Source organism: Sphingomonas sp. VDB2, from assembly GCF_047946695.1.
Lineage (GTDB): Bacteria > Pseudomonadota > Alphaproteobacteria > Sphingomonadales > Sphingomonadaceae > Sphingobium > Sphingobium bisphenolicum.
The window spans coordinates 110545-131034 of record NZ_CP159615.1 but is presented as its reverse complement, the minus strand read 5'-3'; the positions used below and the strand labels follow the sequence as shown (position 1 = coordinate 131034).

Below are 20490 nucleotides of genomic sequence, written 5' to 3'. Positions count from 1 at the left end.
GTAACCATGAAACTCGCGCCGACCGGCGGCGTCATCCCATTGCGAACAAGGCGGCGGCTTCCCACCTTCGACCAGCGGAGCGTGCCCGCACGCCATCTTAGCCCGCTCATCGGAGCCTTGCCATCGTCCACTTCATTTTTGCGTTGCCCGCGATCCTGGTCATCACCCAGTTCCTGTGGCCCCTGGCGGTCCCGGTTCTGGCCAAGGTCGCGGTGGCAGGCTTGCTCCTCGCCGCATCGCAATTTCACTTTTGGAGCAGATTGTCGTCGGGTTCGGTGTTCACGCCCGAATTCCCGCGCGGCATCGTCATTCTCTTTAACTGGGCCAGCGGCGCCATCCTGTTCCTCGCGCTGCTCCAGCTGCTGCTCGATGTGACGATTTTGGCCATGTGGATGCTACCGGGCGAGGCGCCTGCGGTGCCGAACGCCGTCCGCTATGCGATGGCAGCGGCCGCCAGCCTTCTGGCCGCGATCGGCGTTCTCAATGCCGTGCGCGTTCCGCCGCTCAAGGACATCGATCTTCATATCCGCGGCCTGCCGCCGGAGTTCGAAGGTTACACCATCGTCCAGCTCACCGATCTCCACATCAGCCGCCTGTTTCCCAAGGCATGGACACAAAGGGTCGTCGAACGCGTCAATACGCTGGACGTCGATCTCATCGTCGTGACGGGCGACGTGATCGACGGTTCGCTTGCGATGCGCCGCACCGATGTGGCGCCTTTGGGCGCGCTGCGCGCCAGGGATGGCGTCTATATGAGCCCTGGGAACCATGAATATTTTCTCGGCTATCGCGAGTGGATGCAGCATTTTGCCGATATGGGCATGCGCATCCTCGCCAACGCCCACGCGATCCTGGAACGGCGTGGCGCGCACCTCATGCTCGCCGGCGTCACCGACGTGTCAGCGCCCGCGACGGGGCAGCCCAAGCCGGACCTCGTCGCCGCGCTTGCGGAAGGCCCGCCCGGTGTCCCCATTCTGCTGCTTGACCACCAGCCGCGCGGTGCCCGTCGTGCCGCTGCGCGCGGCGTCGCGGCGCAGCTGTCCGGGCATACGCATGGTGGGATGATGCCCGGCCTCGATCGGCTGGTGGCGCGCGGAAATGCTGGGTTCGTATCAGGTCCTTACGATGTCGATGGCATGACGCTATATGTGAACAACGGTACCGGCATCTGGCCCGGTTTCGCCCTGCGCCTTCGTCGTCCGTCCGAGTTGACGCGCCTGACGCTTCGCCGCGCGCCATGAACTGTCTTGTCAGCGCCATTTCAAGCGGCGCATGCCTACCTTCCGGATGTCTTTGATGCCCAACGACTATGACCATGGCCGCCGCGACGGCCTTCGCCTCGCCCTGTCTGTCCTGGCCGCGGAAGAAGCCAAATGGGCGGCATTGCTTGGTCAGAGCCATTCCTGGCGAACCAATGCAACCCGTGAGGTCCGGCACAAGACGATCCAGGTCGCCCAGAAACGCGTGCAGACGGTTCTGAACCGCATGACGCCAAAGGACGGGACGGCAGCCGCCGCCGAACTGACCGCCGCGCTCGACAAGCTCGGCCTCTAGCGCTGCGGCGTCTCGACTTGCCCCGAGCGCTCATCCGGGCGCGTCGAGCGCCAGCAGATCCTGCTCTTGGGGATGACGCTCGATATAGGCCGCGACAAATTCGCACAGCGGCACGACTTTGAGGTTTTGCGCGCGGGCGTCGGCGAGGGCGTCCTTGACCAGGCGACTGCCGACGCCCTGTCCCTCAAGCGCTTCGGGCACCTGCGTATGGGTGAAAACCAGCGCACCTTCCCGCCGGTCATAGGCCGCGATCGCCAACTGTCCGTCGACCGCCAGCTCATAGCGCCCCTCCGCCTCGTTATTCCGTACATCGCCCGTGTCGGCCATCATCCTATCTCCAGCTTCGGTTCTGCCAGTCATTCGCCCATGAGATGGAGGGTAAGCCGTCGGGCGTGCGCCGTGCGCCTATGTTCGAACAGGTAGATGCCCTGCCATGTTCCCAGGCTCAGCGCGCCGTCGATCACGGGGACGGAAAGCTGCACCTGCGTGAGCGCCGCGCGCAGATGGGCGGGCATGTCGTCGGGTCCCTCATCGTCATGATCGTAACGCACCGGATCCTCGGGCGCGATCCGCGCGAAATAGGCCTCCAGGTCGCGGCGCGCGGCCGGCGCGGCATTTTCCTGGATGAGCAGCGATGCGGACGTGTGCTGGCAGAAGATCGTCAGCAGACCTTCTGCAATCCCGCCTTCCTGGACCCACCGCAGGATCGGATCGGTCACCTCATGCAGCCCCTGGCCCGGCGTATCGATTGAAAGGATTGTCGTCTCTTGCCGCACGCGCCCCTCCTTGCCCATTCAGCTATCCCGATCGCGCGCAAATTGGGGAACCGCAAGAGGTGCGACCCAGGATAGCCGCCGGATGGTCCAATTCTCATATTGCGGGTCGAGCCCTGACGCATCGTGAAAGCTCGCGACCGGAAGCTCGATCTCGTCGCCTGCCAAGTTGGCAAAGCGCGATCCGCACGCCGGACAATATAGCCTGTGATAACCGGCGCTGCTCTCCCATCCGGCATGCGCGCCCGACAGGTCGACCGCCCCGAGCGGAAAGACGGCGAAGGCGAGATAGGGCGCGCCATGCGCCTTCTGACAGGTAAGGCAATGACACAGGCCGACGCGCACGGCCGCGCCGCTCGCAACGAAGCGCAGCGCGCCGCACGCGCATCCGCCGCACCGTTCCCGGATATCGTTTGTCATGGTCAAACAACGCGCAGCCGCCGAAACTGGTCCCGCCAGTATCCGCGACGGGCGCAATCGATCGAGGAAGCCCGTGTAATCGAAAGACCGTCACCCTATCTGGGTCGCATGCAGATCTTCACAATCGGATATGATGGCGCGACCCAGGCCGAGCTTATCGCGGCCCTGAAGGAAGCGGGCGTCACGTTGCTGGCAGATATTCGCGCCGTTCCGCTGTCGCGCAGGCCCGGCTTCTCCAAGAATATCCTCGCGGCGGGGCTCAGGGACGCGGGTATCGACTATATCGGGCTCAAGGCGCTGGGCACGCCGCCCGAGGGCCGGGAGGCCGCGCGCAAGGGCAATCATGCGCGCCTGGCGGAAGTCTATTCCGGCCAGCTCGACCTGCCCGAAGCGATCGTCCAGGGCGCGCAATTGGTTGAAATGGCGCAAGAGAGGCCCACCGCCCTCCTCTGCTTCGAACGCGAGCCGGGCGGTTGCCATCGATCGCTGCTGATCGACGCGATCCTGCCGGATGCCGATCGCATCGATCTTTATCCCGCGAGTAAGCGGACCGCCTAATGCCACCTTTAAGGAGAGCATAGGAGGATCGCCATCGGCTCCGGCCGGAACCGATGTCCGACATGCCGTCAGCCGAGCGCCCTCGCCATCAGGCGTTCAAGGCGCTCGGCAAAGGCGCGTGGATCGGCCGGCGGCTCTCCCTCTGCGATCCGCGCCTCGTCGAGCAGTAAGAACGCCAGGTCGCTACGGTCTTCTTCACTCCCGCTGGCCTCGCCCAGTTTCGCGATCAGCGCATGGCCCGCATTCACCTCCAGCACGGGCTTGGCCCGCTCGGGCGCGCGTCCGGCCGACGCCAGCATCTTCTCCAGCTGCAGATCCATCGCGTTCTCGGGCGCGACGATGCAGACGGCACTGGTCGTCAGCCGATCGGACACGCGAACGTCCGAGACCTGGTCCGCCAGGACTTGCTTGGCAAAGGCAATGAAGTCGCTGACTTCCTCGCTGGCCTGGGCCTCCGAGGCAGCCCCGCCCTCCGCCAGCGGGATGAGGCTGAGGTCGGTCGCGCCCTGGGTCACGGATTTGAAAGGCTTGCCCTCATAATCGACGCCTATGGTCGTCCAGAAACTGTCGACCTGGTCAGGGAGCAACAGCACCTCGATGCCACGAGCCTTGAACCCTTCGAGCTGCGGCGACTGCGCGATCCGCTCCAGGTCCGTGCCGGTGGCATAGTAGATCGCGGTCTGGTTTTCCTTGAGCGAGGCGGCATAGTCCTTGAGCGAGCGCCATTGCCCGTCCGACGTCGTGCTCTTGAACCGGGCGAGACCCAGCAGTTGCTCGCGCCGCTCGAAATCCTCGTAGAGACCTTCCTTGAGGACGGCCCCGAAATTCTCCCAGATCGCGGCGTACCGCTCAGGCTCGCTGCCCGCGAGCTTATCCAACTCGGAAAGGACCCGGTTGCTCACACCCTTCTGGATGGCGGACAGCACAGGGCTGTCCTGGATCATCTCGCGCGACATGTTGAGCGGCAGGTCGGCAGAATCGACGAGACCGCGCACGAAGCGCAGGTAACGCGGCAGGATATCGGCCTCGTCGGTGATGAACACGCGGCGGACATAGAGCTTGATCCGACCCTTGCGGTCGGGATCGAACAGGTCGAACGGCTTGGTCTCGGGAATGAAGGTCAGCACCGAATATTCGTGGCGACCCTCCGCCCGGTAATGGAGGGTCAGCGCCGGCTTGTCGAACTGGCCCGCGACGCTGCGATAAAAGTCGGCATAATCCTCTTCGCTGATCTCCGACTTCGCCTTGGTCCAGAGCGCGGCGCCGTCAGCGACCTGCCGCTCTTCCTCCTCGCTGCCCTGCTCCTTGACGAAGATGGGTACCGGCACATGGCCAGACTGCGCTTTCACGATCCGCTCCACTGTGTAGCGCTCGGCATAGGTCTTGGCGTCATCGAGCAGATGGAGCGTCACCCGCGTGCCGCGCGCGGGTGCGTCCGCTACATCGACCGGCGCGATAGTGTAGGTGCCCTGACCGGCGGACGACCAGCTCGCCGCCTCATCCGTACCAGCGCGCCGTGAAACCACATCGACCCGGCCTGCGACCATGAAGGCCGAGTAAAAGCCGACACCGAACTGGCCGATCAGCTGCTGACCCTCTCCGTCCTTTTCGGCCACCAACTTGTCCATGAACGCCTTGGTCCCCGAGCGCGCAATGGTGCCGAGCGTCTCACCCATGTCAGCCGCGGTCATGCCGATGCCATTATCCTCGACAACGATGGTGCCGGCTTCCTTGTCGAGGATCAGCGTGATCCGCGGCTGCGGATCATCGCCGAAGAGGGCCGGATTCGAAATCGCCTCGTAGCGCAGCTTCTCGCACGCGTCGGCCGCGTTGGAGATGAGCTCGCGCAGGAACACATCCTTATCCGAATAGACCGAGTGCACCATCATGTGCAGGAGCTTGGAAACATCGGCCTCGAAGGCACGCGTTTCAGGGGCGCTCACGGTGTCGGCTGTCATTGGTCGTACATCTCTCATCTGACAATAGGGCGACGGTCAGATGGATCGAATGCGCAATCGGTTCAAGAGGCAAGCGCAGTCGGACAAGCCCAAGAGCTAGCCGAGGAGGAGAGCTCTGCACGCCGCTTAGCTGGATTTTGCCAGCGTAAGGAACGCGATCACGCCGGCGGCGACGGCCAGAACGGCCGCGACGATCGCCGCCGCCTGAAACGCACCGGTCAGGTCGGCGCGAGGCACCGCGATCACTGCGCCGGCGATTGCTGTCGCCACCAGCCCGCCGGTCCGCGCTGTCGCGCTGTTGAAGCCCGAAGCCGTACCTGTGTGCCGATCATCCACCGAGGACAGCACAGCGGTCGTTAGCGGCGCGACCGCACCCGCCATGCCGAGCGCGACCACGGCCATGCCTGGCAGAATGCTGGTCCAATAACTCGCATTCGGATCGGCGCGGACCACGAGTGCGAACCCTGCGCCGGTGACTATCGGCCCGATCGACAGCGGCCAGCGCGGTCCGATCCGTTCGGCAAGGCGGCCGGCAAGGCGCGATACCGTTCCGATGACGATCGAGAAAGGCAGGAGCGCGAGCCCCGCCTGGGTCGGGCTGTACTGGCCCCCGACGATCAGCAGATAAGGCAGCAGTACCAGCAGTCCGCCTAGAGCGCCGTAGAGCGACAGCGTGAGAAGCGTCAGCCCGACAAAGGGACGCGAGGCGAACAGGGCAAGCGGCATCATCGCGCGGTCGCCGAGCCGGTGCTCGACGATCAGGAACAGGACGAGCAGCATGATGCCGCCGCCAAGGCCGGCCCAGGTATCAAACGATGCGGCATGACGGCTCGACCACAGGGTCAGCGCCCAAGTCAGCGTGCCGAGCGCGGCCGTCGCAAGCAGTGCGCCCATCCAGTCGAGCCGTCCTCGTCCCTGTGCGCTCTCTTCCACATAGTGCCACGCCACAATGATCGCGGCCGTAGCGACGGGGATGTTCAGATAGAAGATCGCGCGCCAGCCGACGCTGTCGACCAGCCAACCGCCGAGCGGTGGCCCAACGGCACTCGCTATCGCACCGGCCGCGGCCCAGGTGCCGACCGCACGCCCGCGGGCTTCTCCCTCGAACGAACTGCCCAATATCCCAAGGCTGTTGGGCATCAGGATTGCCGCGCCGACGCCCTGCGCGGCCCGTGCGAGGAACAGGGACGGCAGGTCCGGCGCGAAGGCGCAGCCGACCGAGGCGAGCGCGAACAGAATGATGCCGAGGATCAGCGCGCGCTTGCGCCCGAAATGATCGCCGGCAGCCCCACCGAGAAGCAGAAGAGCGGACAGCGGCAGCAGATAGCTGTTAATGACCCAAGGCAGGCTGGATGCATCCCCCCCAAGCTCTTTGCCGATCGCGGGCAAGGCGACATTGGTAACTGATCCGTCGATGAAGGCGAGGCTAGAGGCAAGCATGGTCGCCGCAATGGTCCAGCCCGGATGCGCAACGCTTTTGCCCTTGACCGCTTCGGCCTGTCCGCGATCGCAGGAATAGGTCGACAATTTGCCCCTCCTTCGGCGACTACGATCAGACCTTAGCTTGGCGTAGCCGGACAGCCACCAAAATCGCTATGAACCGGTTCCCTGATCGAAAGCATCAGCGCCCTCGACGGGTATCGACGCGGAAGCCCGCGTGATGTCCGCCGCGTTGAATGACTTTTTCTCACTTGGCCGGCGATAAGCTCATGTGCCTTTCATGCGCTGGCTCTCGTAGCACTCAGTTTCGGTTTCTTCGAAGCCGGAAAAGCCCGTATTGTTAAGATCAATGCCGATAACACCGCTCAAACTGCCCGCTAGCGGCAGTTTGAGACTGGACAAATCAGAAGAGCGATCCGAATTAGTCGCCTTTTGAGAGAGGTACGCGGTAACGGCCGTAGCCGACCTTTGTGAGCAGCCCCTCGTCACACATGGGAGTCAGATAGCAACGAGGAACTCCGATAGCCGTGAGGTCCTTGGCGCGAACCTCTCCCTTTTGTTTTGCCAGCGCCACCGCACGCTCCCTCAAAGACGGCCGCGGCCTGCCTTCAGCCCTGATGCGAATGGCACGGTCGCGGTCACGCTTACGAACTCCGCCCGTAGATGCTTTCAAATAAAATACTGAATCTCGAAGAAATTCGTCGGACCCAGAAGGCTGAGCGAATTTCGCGCTTTTAACGAGCGCTCGATACCTTGATATTGTTCTTCGAGACTCTGGCAAAAATAGCGGCAAAAGTGTTCTTGACGTATCGTTCGATGGGAGCCACATTCCTACACACGAGACGCGGCTTAGGTCGCCAGGCTTGGTGCCTGGCGGTGCGCTATGTAGCGAAATCCTTTCGGACCAATTTTTGGGTGTGGAAACGTTAGCCTTCGACGTTGGCGACGACCAGATTTCGCGCGCCCCGGCGACTGTCGCCGACAAGCAAAGCCGCCGTCGATCAGGCGCGGACCGCCGATCGCCCGTCATTTTGCACTGCCGAAGCGGAAGCTGGCCGAAATGCCGTAGAAGCGCGGCTCGCCCGCGATGAAAGTCGGCATACCGAGCGCGTCGCCGGCATTGCCGGCATCCTTGACATATTTCCTGTCGAAAGCATTTTCGATAAAGGCCTCGATCCGCCAGTCGCCGCCCACCGCCTCATAGCCCAGCCGCGCATTCGCCAGCGCATAACCCTTTTGCATTTCGTCCTGCAGATTGTCGACGGCCAGCGCCGCTGGCGGCTGCTGCAAGTCTGACCGGTCATTGTCGTCGTCAAAGAAGACCCCCGATTGCCAAGTGACGCTGGGCGAGAAGGCGACGCGACCGGGACCGGCCGGCACGCTCAGTATCGCACCGAGCGATGCGCTGTGATCGGGTGACAGGCGAAAGCGGTTGCCGTCGCGAATGCCCGCCTTGAACCGGCTGTGATTATAGGCGTAACTTGCATACAGGCTGATCAGATCATCGGGTACCCAACGCGCTTGCCCCTCAAAACCATAGCTTTCGGCCTTTCCGGCATTGGTGGTGACGGTCTGCGTGCCTTGCTGCACGGTCGTCTGGAAATTGTCATACTGGTAAAAGAAGACTGATCCGTCGAGGAACAGGCTGTGGTTGGCGAATGCCGTCTTCGCACCGAGTTCGTAGCTGTCGACCGTCTCCGATGGCAGCACCGTAAAACTGGTCGCGCCGAAGGGCGCAGCCGGGCCGGTGGGCGCGAGGATTTCGGGACGTCGGCCCCTGGCATAGGTCGCATAGACGCTGGCGCCTTCGCCGGGCATGAAGCGCGCGGTGAGGCGCCAGGAAAAGCCGCCATTCTTGTGGCTGGCGCTGTCGACCCCGCCATTGCCTGCGGTCGGCTGGCTGCCGAGGCCGAAGAGCGGCACTGGATAGGCGGCCGACGTCGGAATGGCGGCAGCGCCGGGCACCGACAATGCGCCCAGCAGCGCATCTCGCACCGCCGCGGGTTGCCCTAGCGCACCGATAACCCCGCCCAGGATTGATCGGCCGTTCAGCACAGACGCCGTATAGCCGCCCCGCTTGTCGTCATGGCTGTAGCGCAGCCCACCGCCGATCTCGAACCTGTCCGATAGACGAATCGTGACGTCACCGAAGAGGTCGAGCGCCCTGGTTTGCGCGCTATTGCTGTTGGATTCCAAGTGGTTGGATTTGAGATTAGCGGCGATCGCCTGCGCCTGCGCACTCGACATAGGCGCACCATAGGCGGCGGTTACGCCCTGCAGCAGCGCGCCTGTGAAGGCCGGGCTGGCAAGCAGCGCCGCGGGAACGGGATCGCTGGCCGGCCGTCCGGGAATGGCGCCGCCGCCGTTGAGCGCACCGGCAAGGCGCGCCAGCAGCGCTCGTTCGTCCAGCTGCGCAGACGCGCGCTGAAAGCCGGTCTCGTGGAAATAGCTCGCACCGACGAACGCCGTCAGCGGGCCATTTTCATAAGTGAGGCGCAATTCCTGGCTCGTCTGTTCGCCATGCGCCTGCTCTGCGGCAGTCAGTATCGGCAGCGACAGGCCGTCGGCGTCGAAAATTTCCAGCGTATCGAACTTGCGGAAGGCGGTAATGGAGGTGAGGGTGAAGCTTTCGTCGAGCTTCAGCTTCGCGATGCCGGTCACGCCCCAGACTTGCCGATCGAGTCCAAGGGGCTTGCCGCCTTCAAAGCCCGCTCCCGGCGATAGCGTCGCACCACTATTGCGCCCGCGATTCCCGATCACGGTGCCGGTCGCCGGATCGGTCGGGTTGTAGGCGATCGACTTGAAGGCGGTGCCTTCGGGCGTGTCCTTCTGATAATTGCCGATCAGGTCGAAGCTCAGAACCCCGGCTTCTCCATGAAAACTGCCGCGCAGCGCATAGGTGTCGGCGGAGTTGAAATCCTCGCCCCCCAGCAGATTTTCGACATAGCCGTCACGTTTGCGCATCCGACCCGCGAGGCGGATGGCCATGTCGTCCCCGATCGGCGCATTCACCATGGCTTCGGCGAGAAAGGCGTTGTAATTGCCATAGGATGCCTTGCCGGCGCCTTCGAAAATGCCCGGCTTCGCCTTGTTCTGAACGATGTTGACCGCACCGATCAGCGCACCGCGACCGTAAAGCGTCGACTGCGGCCCTTTGGCGACCTCGACCCGGCCGATGTCGAACAGTTCGACATAGGAACCGCGCGACTTGGAAATCGACACGCCGTCCTGAAACACCGACACGCGCGGTTCGTTGAAGGCCGTGCCGCTGTCCGATGTGATTCCCCGCATCACGAAGCCGGGATTGTTGGGCGACTGATTCTGGACCTCGAAACCCGGGACGTAACGGGACAGTTCGTCGAATTCCTCGATACCGAAACGATCGAGTTGTTCACTGCCGATCGCGGTCAGGGCCATCGGCACATCGATCGGATCCTGTTCGCGCAATTGAGCGGTCACGATGATCGTTCCGTCATTGTCGCCCGGCGTTTGCGCATAAGCGTTGGCGCAGGACAGCGCAGCCAGACTGATCGCCACAAGAGCGAAAGAGCCGATTTTCAAGATATTTGTCCCCTTGCATGCAGCGCTAAGCGCTCCGTATGAAAGGCGCGTGGCCGTCCGTCCAGACCGGCGGCACGCTCCCACTGTGACGCGAATGCCACAAGCCGCCGCTTTGCGACGAGCCGCCGAGACACAGAAACATATTGTAACATTATCGACATGTCGTCGCCTTAGCGGCAGCCACACAGGGTGGTGACGACAGGTCGGGCGACGGTCCTTTCTTCAGCCATTCGGACGCAGGTCCGGCTGCATTGCGTATCCGGCCTTCAGAACCATATCATTATCGGGGAAATATCGTGTCCAAAATCCTATCCGGTCGGCCGGCGCTGATGCTGGCGGCAGCGCTTGGCGCGCTCTCATCTGCTCAGGCGAGTCATGCGCAGGAAGCCGCGGTAGACGACCGGCTCGACGAAATCGTCGTGACCGCCGAACGTCGCTCGGAAAATCTGCAAAAGGTGCCTGTTTCGGTCGGCGTCGTTCAGGGCGACCAGTTGCGCGCGTTGCAGAGCGGCGGCGGCGACATATTGGAACTGGCCGCGCGCGTTCCCGGCCTCTACGCCGAAACCACCACCGGCCGCATTTTCCCGCGCTTCTACATTCGCGGCCTGGGCAATATCGACTTCTACCTCGGCGCCTCGCAGCCGGTATCCATCATCCAGGACGATGTCGTGCTGGAGCATGTCGTGCTGAAATCGAATCCGCTGTTCGACGTCGCGCAGGTCGAAGTGCTGCGCGGCCCGCAGGGTTCGCTGTTCGGCCGCAACACGACCGCGGGTATCATCAAATTCGATACCAACCGTCCGACCATGGACTGGCAGGGCCGGGCTTCGGCCAGCTATGGCAATTATAACAGCGTGACATTCGACGGCGGCGTCGGCGGTCCGATCGTGGCGGACAAGCTCGCCGTCCGCATCTCGGCGCTCTACCAGCATCGCGACGACTGGGTCGATAACAGCTATTCCGGCCCCAGCGCCGACGGCACGGTATCGCCCAGGAAGGACGCCATGGGCGGCTTCAACGAGAAGGACGTGCGCGTCCAGTTGCTGTTGACGCCCAATGAAACCCTCTCGATGCTGACCAGCTTCCATGCCCGCGACTATGACGGGACATCGACCATCTTCCACCGTGCAGGCCTGGCAAAGGGATCCAACAGCGTAGCGAATACGCTGCGTAGTTCGGTCGCGCTCGATGAAGCGCACAACAACCCCCAGGCGTACAAGACCTATGGCGCGTCCGAGCATATCGGCATCGACTTCGGTCCGGTCACACTGACCTCCATCACCGCCTATGAAACGACCCAGGGCTATAGCCGCGGCGATACCGATGGCGGCGCAGGCGCCAATTTCCCGGTCGCTGGCGTACCCAACGGCTTCGGTCAGAGCCAGGGCAATATCCGCGATCTCGACCAGTTGACCCAGGAACTCCGCTTCGCCAGCAACGGCGACACGGCGTTCAAATGGCAGGTTGGCGGCATGTATTTCGACCAGCATGACACGACCGATTTCTACCAGCGCGCCTTCTTCCTGACCACCGCGGCGCACAATCCCAACAATTGGGTGCGCCTGCGCGACAAGAATAGCAGTTGGGCCGTGTTCGGCCAGGCAAGCTATGAAATCACGCCCGGCTTCACCCTGACCGCCGGTGGCCGCTACACAAAGGACACCAAGGAAACCCGGCTGGTCAAGACCGCCAATACCATCGCAAATGCCGTCACCTATGGCGGTCGCCGCTATGTGAAGCTGACCGGCAAAGAACCCAGCTGGGACGTCAGCGCGCTTTATGAGATCAGCCCGGACGTCAGCGTCTACGCCCGCGTCGCGCGTGGCTTCCGCGGTCCCACCATCCAGGGCCGCTCCGCCGTGTTCAACAGCGATTTCACCACCGCGGACTCCGAAACCATCCTGTCCTGGGAAGCCGGCCTCAAGTCCAGCCTGCTCGACAACCGGTTGCGCTTCAACCTGTCGGGTTTCACATACCGGGTGAAGAATATCCAGCTCAATGGCAACGATGTGAATGGCAACGGCGTCCTCTTCAACGCCGACAAGGCCGACGCGTACGGCATGGAAGCCGAGCTGGAAGCCCGTCCGTTCGAAAATCTGACCCTGTCGGCCGGCCTCAGCTTGCTGCACAGCAAGATCAAGGACAAGAATGTCTACGCTCAAGTGTGCGTCCTGAACGGCGTGGTCGTCTGCACGGTGGAGGATCCGACGATCAAGGTCGGAGCCAACAGCTTCGCCCAGATCGATGGCAATCCGCTGCCTAACGCGCCCAAATATACCGCCAACGTCTCGGCCCGCTACGACGTGCCGCTGGGCAATGGCGGCAAGATCTTCGCCGCAACCGACTGGAACATCCAGGGCTATACCAACTTCGTCCTGTACCGGACGAAGGAGTTCTATTCGAAGGGTGATTTCGAAGGCGGACTGCGGGTCGGCTACAGCGCCCCGGACGGTAAATATGAGATCGCCGCGTTCGCCCGCAACATCACCAACGAGAAAAACCTCAAGGGCGTGATCGAAAACTATATGGCGGCCGTGTTCAACGAACCGCGCGTATTCGGCGTCTCCCTGTCCGGGAAAATCTGATCGCGCGGCGCGGCTCCCTCACGGAGCCGCGCCCGACGATCCCGTCACATCCGGGCCATCTTGCCGCCTGTCATATTGCACCAGCCTTTTTTCGATTTTCAGGCGCGCGACGCTCTTGCCATTTCCAATCAGCCGATGCATAGGCGCGGCCTGTCCGGCGAAAGCCGGTCGTTCCCCGATAGCTCAGCGGTAGAGCATTCGACTGTTAATCGAATGGCCGTAGGTTCGAATCCTACTCGGGGAGCCATTTTTCCCAGCATCAGCAATGGTTTGGCGCCAAATCGCCTCATGCCGTCTTTGGCCAAGAAAAAACGCGCGAAGCCGGTGGGCCTCGCGCGTTCAGGGTCACGCTTGGGAGGGAAGGTTCAGCGCGATGCGTATTGGCGGCCCTTGGTGGCGACGGCCCAGCGCTGCGGCGTCGCGCCCGGCGCGCCTTCGCGCACGAAGCACTGGCCGCTCTGGGCGCGGATCGTGCGACACGCCGTCATGGCGTCTGCCCGGCTGCCAAAGCCGCTGATGGCGAGGCGGTGATAGGCCTTGCCCTTGACGGTCGCCTGGCTGGTGAGGACCGGGAAAGCGGCCAGCGTGCTGCTGCGCCCGGCCATGGTCATCCATTTTTCCTTGGCGATCGCCGCATTGTCATAGGCGCCCAATTGCACCACCCAGTTGCTGGCGCCATTGGCGACCGGCTTGATGAAGGCGGCCTGCTGCATCCGCGCGGCGACGACCGGCGGCGCCTTGGCGGTGCGGCTCTTGGCCTGAACCGGCTTGGCGTTGCGATCCTCGACGATGAAATCGCGGGCGGCGACGCGCACCGGCGCGCGTTCGGCCCTGATGACGGGCGCGGCCTCGACCACCGGCTGCGGCGCGGGGGCGGCTTGCGCCATCTGCACCGGCGCTTCGGGCTGACTCTCGGGCAAGGGCGCGACTTCAGGCACGGCCTGCGCCATTTCGACCGACGCGGCGGCAGGCGCCAGCGCCAGCGCGACCGGCTGCCCGGCATCGCCCCCGTTGATGGTCACGCCCATCAACGCGGCGACGCGCATCGGCGCCAGGGACGGCTCGGCGATCTGCGCCCAGTCGGAAATACGTTTGTTCGCGGCCAGTTGCTCCAGGTCCATGCCCACGATCATGCGCGCATCCTTCCACCGGCCGGCCAGCGCATAGGCATAGGCCAGGTTCTGGCGCGTGCGCGCGGTCGCCGACGGATCGTGAATGGCTTCGGACAAGATGCGGACGCCTTCGGCCGAATCCCCCGCCATCGCCATCGCCAGGCCATAGTCGCCCGCTGGAACCGTGCCGGCATTGGCGACCAGCAAGCTGCGCGCGGCGTCGGGGCGACCCTGCGCCACCTGCACCAGCGCCAGGCTGACGATCGTGCTGGCGTCGCTATTACCCAGCGTCATGGCGTCGCTCAGTGCCGTTTCGGCCGATGCGAAGCGTCCGGCCAGCACATAGGCACGGCCCAAAATTTGGCGATAGGCGGCGTTCTGCGGCGCAAGCTGCACCGCGGCTTCAGCGGCTTCCACCGCCTTGGCGGCGTTGCGATCGGCCAGCGCCTTTTCGGCGGCGATGGCGAGCTTGCCCGGATTGCCCTTCTGCTGGACGGCCGAAGCCGACGGGCGAAAAGCCGCGCCGGTGCAGCCGACCATGGTCGTGGCGACGAGCAGGGAAGACAGCGCCGCCTTTCCGAATGTCGTGCGTTTCATAAATTTACCCACCCTTCATTCACTGGCCGTCGCGCATATGCGGCAGCTGCTGAGTCAGCCGGTCGATTTCCGGCAGGTCATTGAGAAGATCGTCCAGCGCCTGCGTCACAATCTGCTGGGCCGAACGGCCCGTGATCGCGCAGGCCAGACGCAGTTTCAGATGCCGGTCGGCATCCAGGCGCAGCGTGAACGCCGCCTTGCGGTTGCGGGCGACGGCCTGAACCGATGCGGGCTTGGCGGCGAGGCGCTTGGCCAGAACCTTGCGCTCCGCCACCACCGGCGGCACGGGAACGACGGGCGTCATCGGCGTCAGGCCGATCGGCGCAGCCGGTTCCTCCATCGGTTCATGCACCGGCTCGACATCGAAGCCCATGTCGTTCCAGCCTAGGTCATCCTGCTGCAGCGCCGCGCTCGATGCACGGCCAAAGCCCAGCATCGGGCGGCGCATCGCCGGCTGGGCCGCGCCCTTGCGGGCCAGCAGGCCCGATGTCAGCGAAGCAAGCGGTTTGGGTTCGGCCATGGTCCTGGCTTTCCTTACTGGCCGATCACGCGGCGGCCGAAGCCCCCGCTCGATGGACGGCTGGCGATCGTGCCGACGGTGCCCTGCGGCACGGAAAAGACGGTGCGGCGGAAATTCTTCTCCAGCCGGTCCGACACATAGGACCAGAGCGCCTCCACCTCGGCGGCGGACCGCCCCTTGGGGTCGACCTCCATCACGGTGCGGCCGTCGATCATCGATGCGGCGAAATCGGTACGGTGATGCAGCGTCACCGGTGCGACCGTGCCATGCTGCGACAGGGCCACGGCGGCTTCCGAGGTAATGCGCGCCTTGGGTGTGGCGGCGTTCACCACGAAGATCAGCGGCTTGCCAGCGCGTTCGCAAAGGTCGACGGTGGCGCCCACGGCGCGCAGGTCGTGCGGGCTTGGCCGGGTAGGCACGACGATCAGTTCGGCGACCGAAATGACGCTCTGGATCGCCATGGTGATGGCAGGCGGCGTATCGATGACGGCCAGTTTGAAACCCTGCTGGCGCAATATCTCGAGGTCGGCGGCGAGGCGCGCGACCGTGGTTTGGGCAAAGGCCGGAAACTCCGCCTCGCGCTCGTTCCACCAGTCGGCCAGCGAACCCTGCGGATCGATATCGATGAGCACGACCGGGCCGGCGCCGGCACGCTGCGCCTGCACGGCCAGATGGCCCGACAAGGTCGTCTTGCCCGATCCGCCCTTTTGCGACGCCATTGCCAAAATCCGCACGCACACCCCCCAGAAAATCCAGTTCCGGGCCGGATTGCCACGAGTGCCGCTAAAATTTGGTTAACTGCCCGCGAAACTTGATGGTCGTGCGACATCATGGTTAAGTTGCTGTGCGGCATCTTACCGTTACGCTAACAGGACTTTAACCTTGTTTGACCATTGCGGTTGCCCATGACGATTTTCGCACTGGAGCCTGTGCATATGAAACATATCTGGGGAACCGCGGCGCTGGTCGCGATGCTGGGCATTGCGTTGCCCGCGTTGGCGGATGTGAAGGCCGGCGTGGACGCCTGGCAGCAGGGCGATTATGCGAAGGCGATCGCCGAATGGCGGCCGCTGGCGCAATCGGGCGACCCCGATGCACAGTTTAATCTGGGTCAGGCCTACAAGCTGGGCCGCGGAGTCCAGCCCGACCTCAACGCCGCCATAGACTGGTATCGCAAGGCGACGGTGCAGGGACATTTGCGCGCAGAGGATAATCTGGGCCTGCTGATGTTCCAGCAAGGCGACCGCACCGGCGCCATGCCCTATCTGCAGCGCGCGTCGATGCGCGGCGAACCGCGGGCGCAATATATCGTCGGCACCGCCCTGTTCAACGGCGACACGCTCGGCAAGGATTGGGTCCGCGCCTATGCGCTGATGACCCGCGCCTCCGCGTCGGGCCTGCCGCAGGCCGCGACCAGCCTGGAGCAGATGGACAAATATATCCCAGAAGATCAACGCAAGCAGGGTCTGGCACTCGCCGCCAGCCTGGACAAGGGCGACAAGAGCGTCATGCTGGCGCAAGCGGCTCCGCCGCCGCCGCGCAGCGGCCCATCGGCCGTCCGCACCACCCAATTGCCGCCCTCCACGCCCAGCCAACCCGCCCCCAAACCCGCGCCGGCGCCGCCCCGGCCCGCACCGCAGGTCGTTGTCGCCAAGCCAAAGCCAGCGCCGGAACCCGCGCGTCCTGCTGCCATGGCCGCTGCCCCCGCCGCTTCGGGCGGCTGGCGCGTACAGCTCGGCGCGTTCGGCGAAGAAGCGCGCGCCCGCACGCTCTGGAGCCAGCTCAGCCGCAAGGTCAGCGGCCTGTCCGCCTATCAGCCCTATCTGGTGAAGGCCGGCGCGGTCACGCGGCTCCAGGCCGGGCCGCTCGCCAGCAGCAACGACGCCGCGCGCCTCTGCGGCGCGATCAAGGCCGCCGGCGCGGACTGCATGCCCAAGAAGATGTGAAGGTTCAGGCGCCTCGCGCCTGATCCACCATCCAGTCGCGAAACTGGGCCAGCGCCCCCGCGATCAGCGCCCCGGTCGGGTAGACCAGATAATAGGCCTGTTCGCTCGACAGCGGCCGGGCGAAGGGGACGACCAGCGTGCCCGCCGCCAGTTCCGGCTGGATCAGGAAACTGGGGATCAGCGCCACCCCGCCCCCGGCTGCGCAGGCCTGCGCCAGCATCAGGAAATGCTCATAGGCCGGTCCAGGCGCCAGTGCCGACGCATCCACGCCCGCCGCCGTCAGCCAGCGGGTCCAGGCATCGCGACGCGACGTCTGGCTCAAGAGCGGCGCGCGCAGCAGGTCCCCCGGTTCGCGCAGCGGATGTGCCGCCAGCCAGGCCGGCGCGCAAACGGGCACCGCTTCCTCGCGGAACAGAAAATCCATCGTGACGCCGGGCCAATCCGCCGCGACACCGAAATGAACGGCTGCATCGAAATCCTCATGCCCGAAGTCGAAGGGTTGCGAACGAGCGGCGAAATCGATCACCAGATCGGGATGCCGCGCGGTCAGTTGCGGCAGGCGCGGCGCAAGCCAGCGCATCCCGAAGCTGGGCAAGGTCGCGACCCGCAGGGCGGTCTGTGACGGCCGCGCCGAGGCTCGTGCCGTCGCGCGGCGGATGGCGTCGAGCGCCGGCAACAGGTCGTCGGCATAGGCCCGCCCCGCTTCGTTCAGCCGCACCCGTCGTCCGATCCGGTCGAACAAGGGCGTCTGCAGCCAGTCCTCCAGTTGCGCGATCTGGCGACTGACCGCGCTCTGGGTCAGCCCAATCTCCTCGCCCGCGCGCGAAAATCCGCCATGGCTCACTGCCGCTTCGAAGGCGGTCAGTGCGTTCATTGGCGGCAGCCATTTGCGCAATCCACTCATTCCAAACTCGCATCTACAGATGACAGGTCGCCATTTTGAAAATCATGCCTATCTTGCGATAAGGGCGTTGTCATCCCGGAGCATTTCATGTCGATTGAGAATATGGGCAGCATAGAGACATTGGTCGTCGCCACCCTAGGCGAAGCGGCGGGCCGCCAGACGCTCGCCATGCTGGCGATCGATCCCGCCCTGCTGACGCAGCGCGGCGACACCGTGTCGCGCGCCGCCTTCGCCATGGCGCTGAACGTCACCCTGTTCGCCGACCTGCTGCATCGGGTGCCGAGCGGAAACGCCTATGTCGCCGATACGCTCACCCGGGGCGGCAAGGTTATGTTCGACCATGGCGCGCTCCGCTCGATCCGCTTCCCCGATGGCCCGACCGGCGCGCTGCCCGGCGGTGAGGATGCCTTTACCCGCATCTTCCTGCCCTTGGGCTATGCAATGGCGGCCATTTATCCGCTCGACCGGCTGAAGATGACCGGCCGGGCCTACCGCCATAGCGACTTCCCCGAAGCGATCCCGCAATTCTTCCTGTCCGAACTCCATGTCGATCGCTTCGACCCGGAATTTGCCGAGGCCGCCGCCCGTGTCTTCGGCACGTCGCGCGATCCCTTGGACGATCGGGCGAAGGCGATGCTGGCGCGCTATGAAGCCGGAGAAGCTGTCCAACTCGTTGACGCAATCGCCACGCTACCGGTGATCCTGTCCGCCTTCGATCGTCAGCATGATGCACCGGGTTTCGCCGATTATCAGTTGCTCCTGTCCCGCTCCAACGAAGCCGCCTGGATCGCGACCGAGGGCAATGGCTTCAACCATGCGACCGACCGGGTTGCGGATGTCGCCGCTCTTGCTGAACGGCTGAAAGCGGAGGATCGCCCGATGAAAGAGAAACTGGAAGTCTCCGCAACGGGCCGCGTGCGCCAGACCGCCTTCCGCGCCGACAGCGTCGAACGACTCTTCGCCGACGGGGAATTGCGGCAGGTGCCCGGCTCCTTCTACGAATTCATCAGCCGCGATGTCGATCCCGCGACGGGCAGGCTCGACCTCGCCTTCGACACCGGCAACGCGACTGGCATCTTCGCCATGACCAGTGCGCAAGCGGGCGCGGCACGGTGAGTATGATGCTCCAGTCCTTCGATCCGGCGTCGCGCGAACTGGTCTGGGAAGGCCCGGTCGCAAGCGCGGACGACTGTCACCGCGCCATTGCCACCGCCCATGCTGCCCTGCCCGGCTGGCGCGCGCTACCGGTGGACGACCGCACCGCCATCGCGCGCCGCTATGCGCAGATATTGGGGGACAGGCGCGCGGCGCTGGCCGCACTCATATCCCGCGAAACGGGCAAACTGCTCTGGGAAAGCGACGCCGAAATCGGATCGATGATCGCGAAGGTCGATGTGTCGATCAAGGCTCATGCCGAACGTACCGGCGAGCGCGCCGCCGACATGCCCTTCGGTCGCGCAGTGCTCCGTCACCGCGGCCATGGCGTGATGGCGGTGCTTGGCCCTTATAATTTCCCAGGCCACCTGCCCAATGGTCATATCGTCCCCGCCCTGATCGCAGGCAATGCCGTCGTCTTCAAACCGTCGGAGATCACCCCCGCGACCGGTGCGGCGATGGCCGACGCCTGGGCAGCGGCGGGCCTGCCCGACGGGTTGTTGACCGTGGTCCAGGGTGGTCGCGCTACCGGCGAGGCGCTGGTCGCGGGCGATATTGACGGCTTGCTCTTTACCGGATCGGCAGGCGCGGGCGCCGCGCTGCGTCGGGCGCTGGTCGACCGGCCCCATGTCGTCATGGCGCTGGAACTGGGCGGCAATAACCCGCTGATCGCCTGGGACTCGCCAGAAGCATCCGCGTCGATCATCGTCAACTCCGCCTTCATCACCACCGGCCAGCGCTGTTCCTGCGCCCGCCGTCTGATCGTGCCCGAAGGCGCGACCGGCGACTCCATCGTGGAGGCTACCGCCGCCCTTGCCTCCCGCCTGCCGATCGCCGCCTGGAACGAGCCGGGCGACGCCTTCATGGGACCGCTGGTGTCGGACCAGGCTGCCGCGGCCGCACACCGCGCCGTCAGCGACCTGATCGCGCGCGGCGCGCGGGTGATCCGCGACTTCGACAGCGTGCAGGATCGCAGCGCCGCCTTCGTCACCCCAGCCCTGCTCGACCTGACCGGCGTTGACGCGCCCGATGCGGAGATTTTCGCACCGGTGCTGACGGTCATCCGCGTGCCGGACTTCGATGCTGCGATCGCCGCCGCCAACGCCACCAGCTTCGGCCTGTCCGCCGGGCTGATCTCGCAGGATCAGGCATTGTGGCAGCGGGTGGTCGAGGAAAGCCGCGCTGGCGTGGTCAACCGCAACAGGCCGACCACGGGCGCGGCGGGCAACATGCCCTTTGGCGGCCTGGGCGCATCAGGCAATCACCGCCCCAGCGCCTATTATGCCGCAGACTATTGCGCCTATCCCATCGCCAGTTTCGAGGCGGAGGGCGTCGCGGCGGTGCCAGTCAACGGCTTGAGCAATTGATACGGCCGCCCGCGCCGTCGGTCGCGTGACCGAACGACGC

Annotated in this window: 17 protein-coding genes and 1 tRNA gene; 8 read left to right on the top strand and 10 right to left on the bottom strand. The window is 64.5% G+C overall.

Annotated features, from left to right (window positions below):
* The first annotated feature begins 143 nt into the window (after positions 1–143).
* Together ABT375_RS00645 and ABT375_RS00640 are read left to right on the top strand one after the other, a co-directional pair.
* Positions 144–1241: a metallophosphoesterase gene (locus tag ABT375_RS00645; RefSeq protein WP_416463695.1), complete on the top strand. Its 1098-nt coding sequence runs from the start codon at positions 144–146 to the stop codon at positions 1239–1241.
* Positions 1242–1296: 55 nt separating this feature from the next.
* Positions 1297–1554, top strand: a complete 258-nt coding sequence (locus ABT375_RS00640; RefSeq protein ID WP_416463694.1) for a hypothetical protein — start codon at positions 1297–1299, stop codon at positions 1552–1554.
* A gap of 30 nt (positions 1555–1584) precedes the next feature.
* Here ABT375_RS00640 and ABT375_RS00635 read toward each other — a convergent pair whose 3' ends face one another.
* From ABT375_RS00635 to ABT375_RS00625, 3 genes are read right to left on the bottom strand one after another with little or no spacing between them, the layout of a single operon-like run.
* Positions 1585–1884, bottom strand: coding sequence for a GNAT family N-acetyltransferase (locus tag ABT375_RS00635; protein WP_416463693.1), 300 nt, complete (start codon positions 1882–1884; stop codon positions 1585–1587).
* Between the two features lie 26 nt (positions 1885–1910).
* Positions 1911–2330, bottom strand: a complete 420-nt coding sequence (locus ABT375_RS00630) for a secondary thiamine-phosphate synthase enzyme YjbQ (RefSeq protein WP_416463692.1) — start codon at positions 2328–2330, stop codon at positions 1911–1913.
* A gap of 18 nt (positions 2331–2348) precedes the next feature.
* The gene (locus ABT375_RS00625; RefSeq protein WP_416463691.1) at positions 2349–2747 is read right to left on the bottom strand and encodes a GFA family protein; all 399 of its coding nucleotides are present in this window, start codon (positions 2745–2747) and stop codon (positions 2349–2351) included.
* Positions 2748–2855: 108 nt separating this feature from the next.
* Between ABT375_RS00625 and ABT375_RS00620 the strand changes: the two genes are divergently transcribed.
* Complete coding sequence (locus ABT375_RS00620; RefSeq protein WP_416463690.1) at positions 2856–3305, top strand: DUF488 family protein; 450 nt, start codon at positions 2856–2858, stop codon at positions 3303–3305.
* A 68-nt stretch (positions 3306–3373) separates the two neighbouring features.
* Here ABT375_RS00620 and htpG read toward each other — a convergent pair whose 3' ends face one another.
* The 3 genes from htpG to ABT375_RS00605 form a co-directional block, all read right to left on the bottom strand.
* Positions 3374–5263: a molecular chaperone HtpG gene (htpG, locus tag ABT375_RS00615; protein ID WP_416463689.1), complete on the bottom strand. Its 1890-nt coding sequence runs from the start codon at positions 5261–5263 to the stop codon at positions 3374–3376.
* A 126-nt stretch (positions 5264–5389) separates the two neighbouring features.
* Positions 5390–6790 (bottom strand): MFS transporter, encoded by a 1401-nt coding sequence (locus ABT375_RS00610; RefSeq protein ID WP_416463688.1) that lies wholly within the window; start codon positions 6788–6790, stop codon positions 5390–5392.
* Positions 6791–7729: 939 nt separating this feature from the next.
* Positions 7730–10264, bottom strand: coding sequence for a TonB-dependent receptor (locus tag ABT375_RS00605; RefSeq protein WP_416463687.1), 2535 nt, complete (start codon positions 10262–10264; stop codon positions 7730–7732).
* A gap of 329 nt (positions 10265–10593) precedes the next feature.
* On the opposite strand from ABT375_RS00605, the gene ABT375_RS00600 reads away from it, so the two are divergent.
* Both ABT375_RS00600 and ABT375_RS00595 read left to right on the top strand, forming a co-directional pair.
* A complete protein-coding gene (locus tag ABT375_RS00600) occupies positions 10594–12849 on the top strand; it encodes a TonB-dependent receptor (RefSeq protein WP_416464953.1) in 2256 nt (751 codons plus the stop codon).
* A gap of 172 nt (positions 12850–13021) precedes the next feature.
* Positions 13022–13096 (top strand) — tRNA-Asn (locus tag ABT375_RS00595).
* 118 nt (positions 13097–13214) lie between these two features.
* On the opposite strand, the gene ABT375_RS00590 is transcribed toward ABT375_RS00595, so the two are convergent.
* The 3 genes from ABT375_RS00590 to ABT375_RS00580 are packed head-to-tail and all read right to left on the bottom strand — an operon-like array spanning position 13215 to position 15812.
* Positions 13215–14558, bottom strand: a complete 1344-nt coding sequence (locus tag ABT375_RS00590; RefSeq protein WP_416463686.1) for an SPOR domain-containing protein — start codon at positions 14556–14558, stop codon at positions 13215–13217.
* A gap of 19 nt (positions 14559–14577) precedes the next feature.
* Positions 14578–15078: a hypothetical protein gene (locus tag ABT375_RS00585; protein WP_224551091.1), complete on the bottom strand. Its 501-nt coding sequence runs from the start codon at positions 15076–15078 to the stop codon at positions 14578–14580.
* 14 nt (positions 15079–15092) lie between these two features.
* Positions 15093–15812, bottom strand: coding sequence for a ParA family protein (locus ABT375_RS00580; protein WP_224551092.1), 720 nt, complete (start codon positions 15810–15812; stop codon positions 15093–15095).
* 201 nt (positions 15813–16013) lie between these two features.
* Here ABT375_RS00580 and ABT375_RS00575 point away from each other — a divergent pair, with 201 nt between their 5' ends.
* Positions 16014–17024, top strand: coding sequence for an SPOR domain-containing protein (locus ABT375_RS00575; RefSeq protein ID WP_416464952.1), 1011 nt, complete (start codon positions 16014–16016; stop codon positions 17022–17024).
* A 4-nt stretch (positions 17025–17028) separates the two neighbouring features.
* Here ABT375_RS00575 and gcvA read toward each other — a convergent pair whose 3' ends face one another.
* Entirely contained in the window at positions 17029–17928 is a 900-nt protein-coding gene (gene gcvA / locus ABT375_RS00570) for a transcriptional regulator GcvA (RefSeq protein WP_416463685.1), read from the bottom strand.
* A gap of 87 nt (positions 17929–18015) precedes the next feature.
* Between gcvA and ABT375_RS00565 the strand changes: the two genes are divergently transcribed.
* The gene (locus tag ABT375_RS00565) at positions 18016–19044 is read left to right on the top strand and encodes a DUF1338 domain-containing protein (protein WP_416463684.1); all 1029 of its coding nucleotides are present in this window, start codon (positions 18016–18018) and stop codon (positions 19042–19044) included.
* Between the two features lie 2 nt (positions 19045–19046).
* Positions 19047–20450, top strand: a complete 1404-nt coding sequence (gene astD / locus ABT375_RS00560) for a succinylglutamate-semialdehyde dehydrogenase (RefSeq protein WP_416464951.1) — start codon at positions 19047–19049, stop codon at positions 20448–20450.
* The last annotated feature ends 40 nt before the right edge of the window (positions 20451–20490 follow it).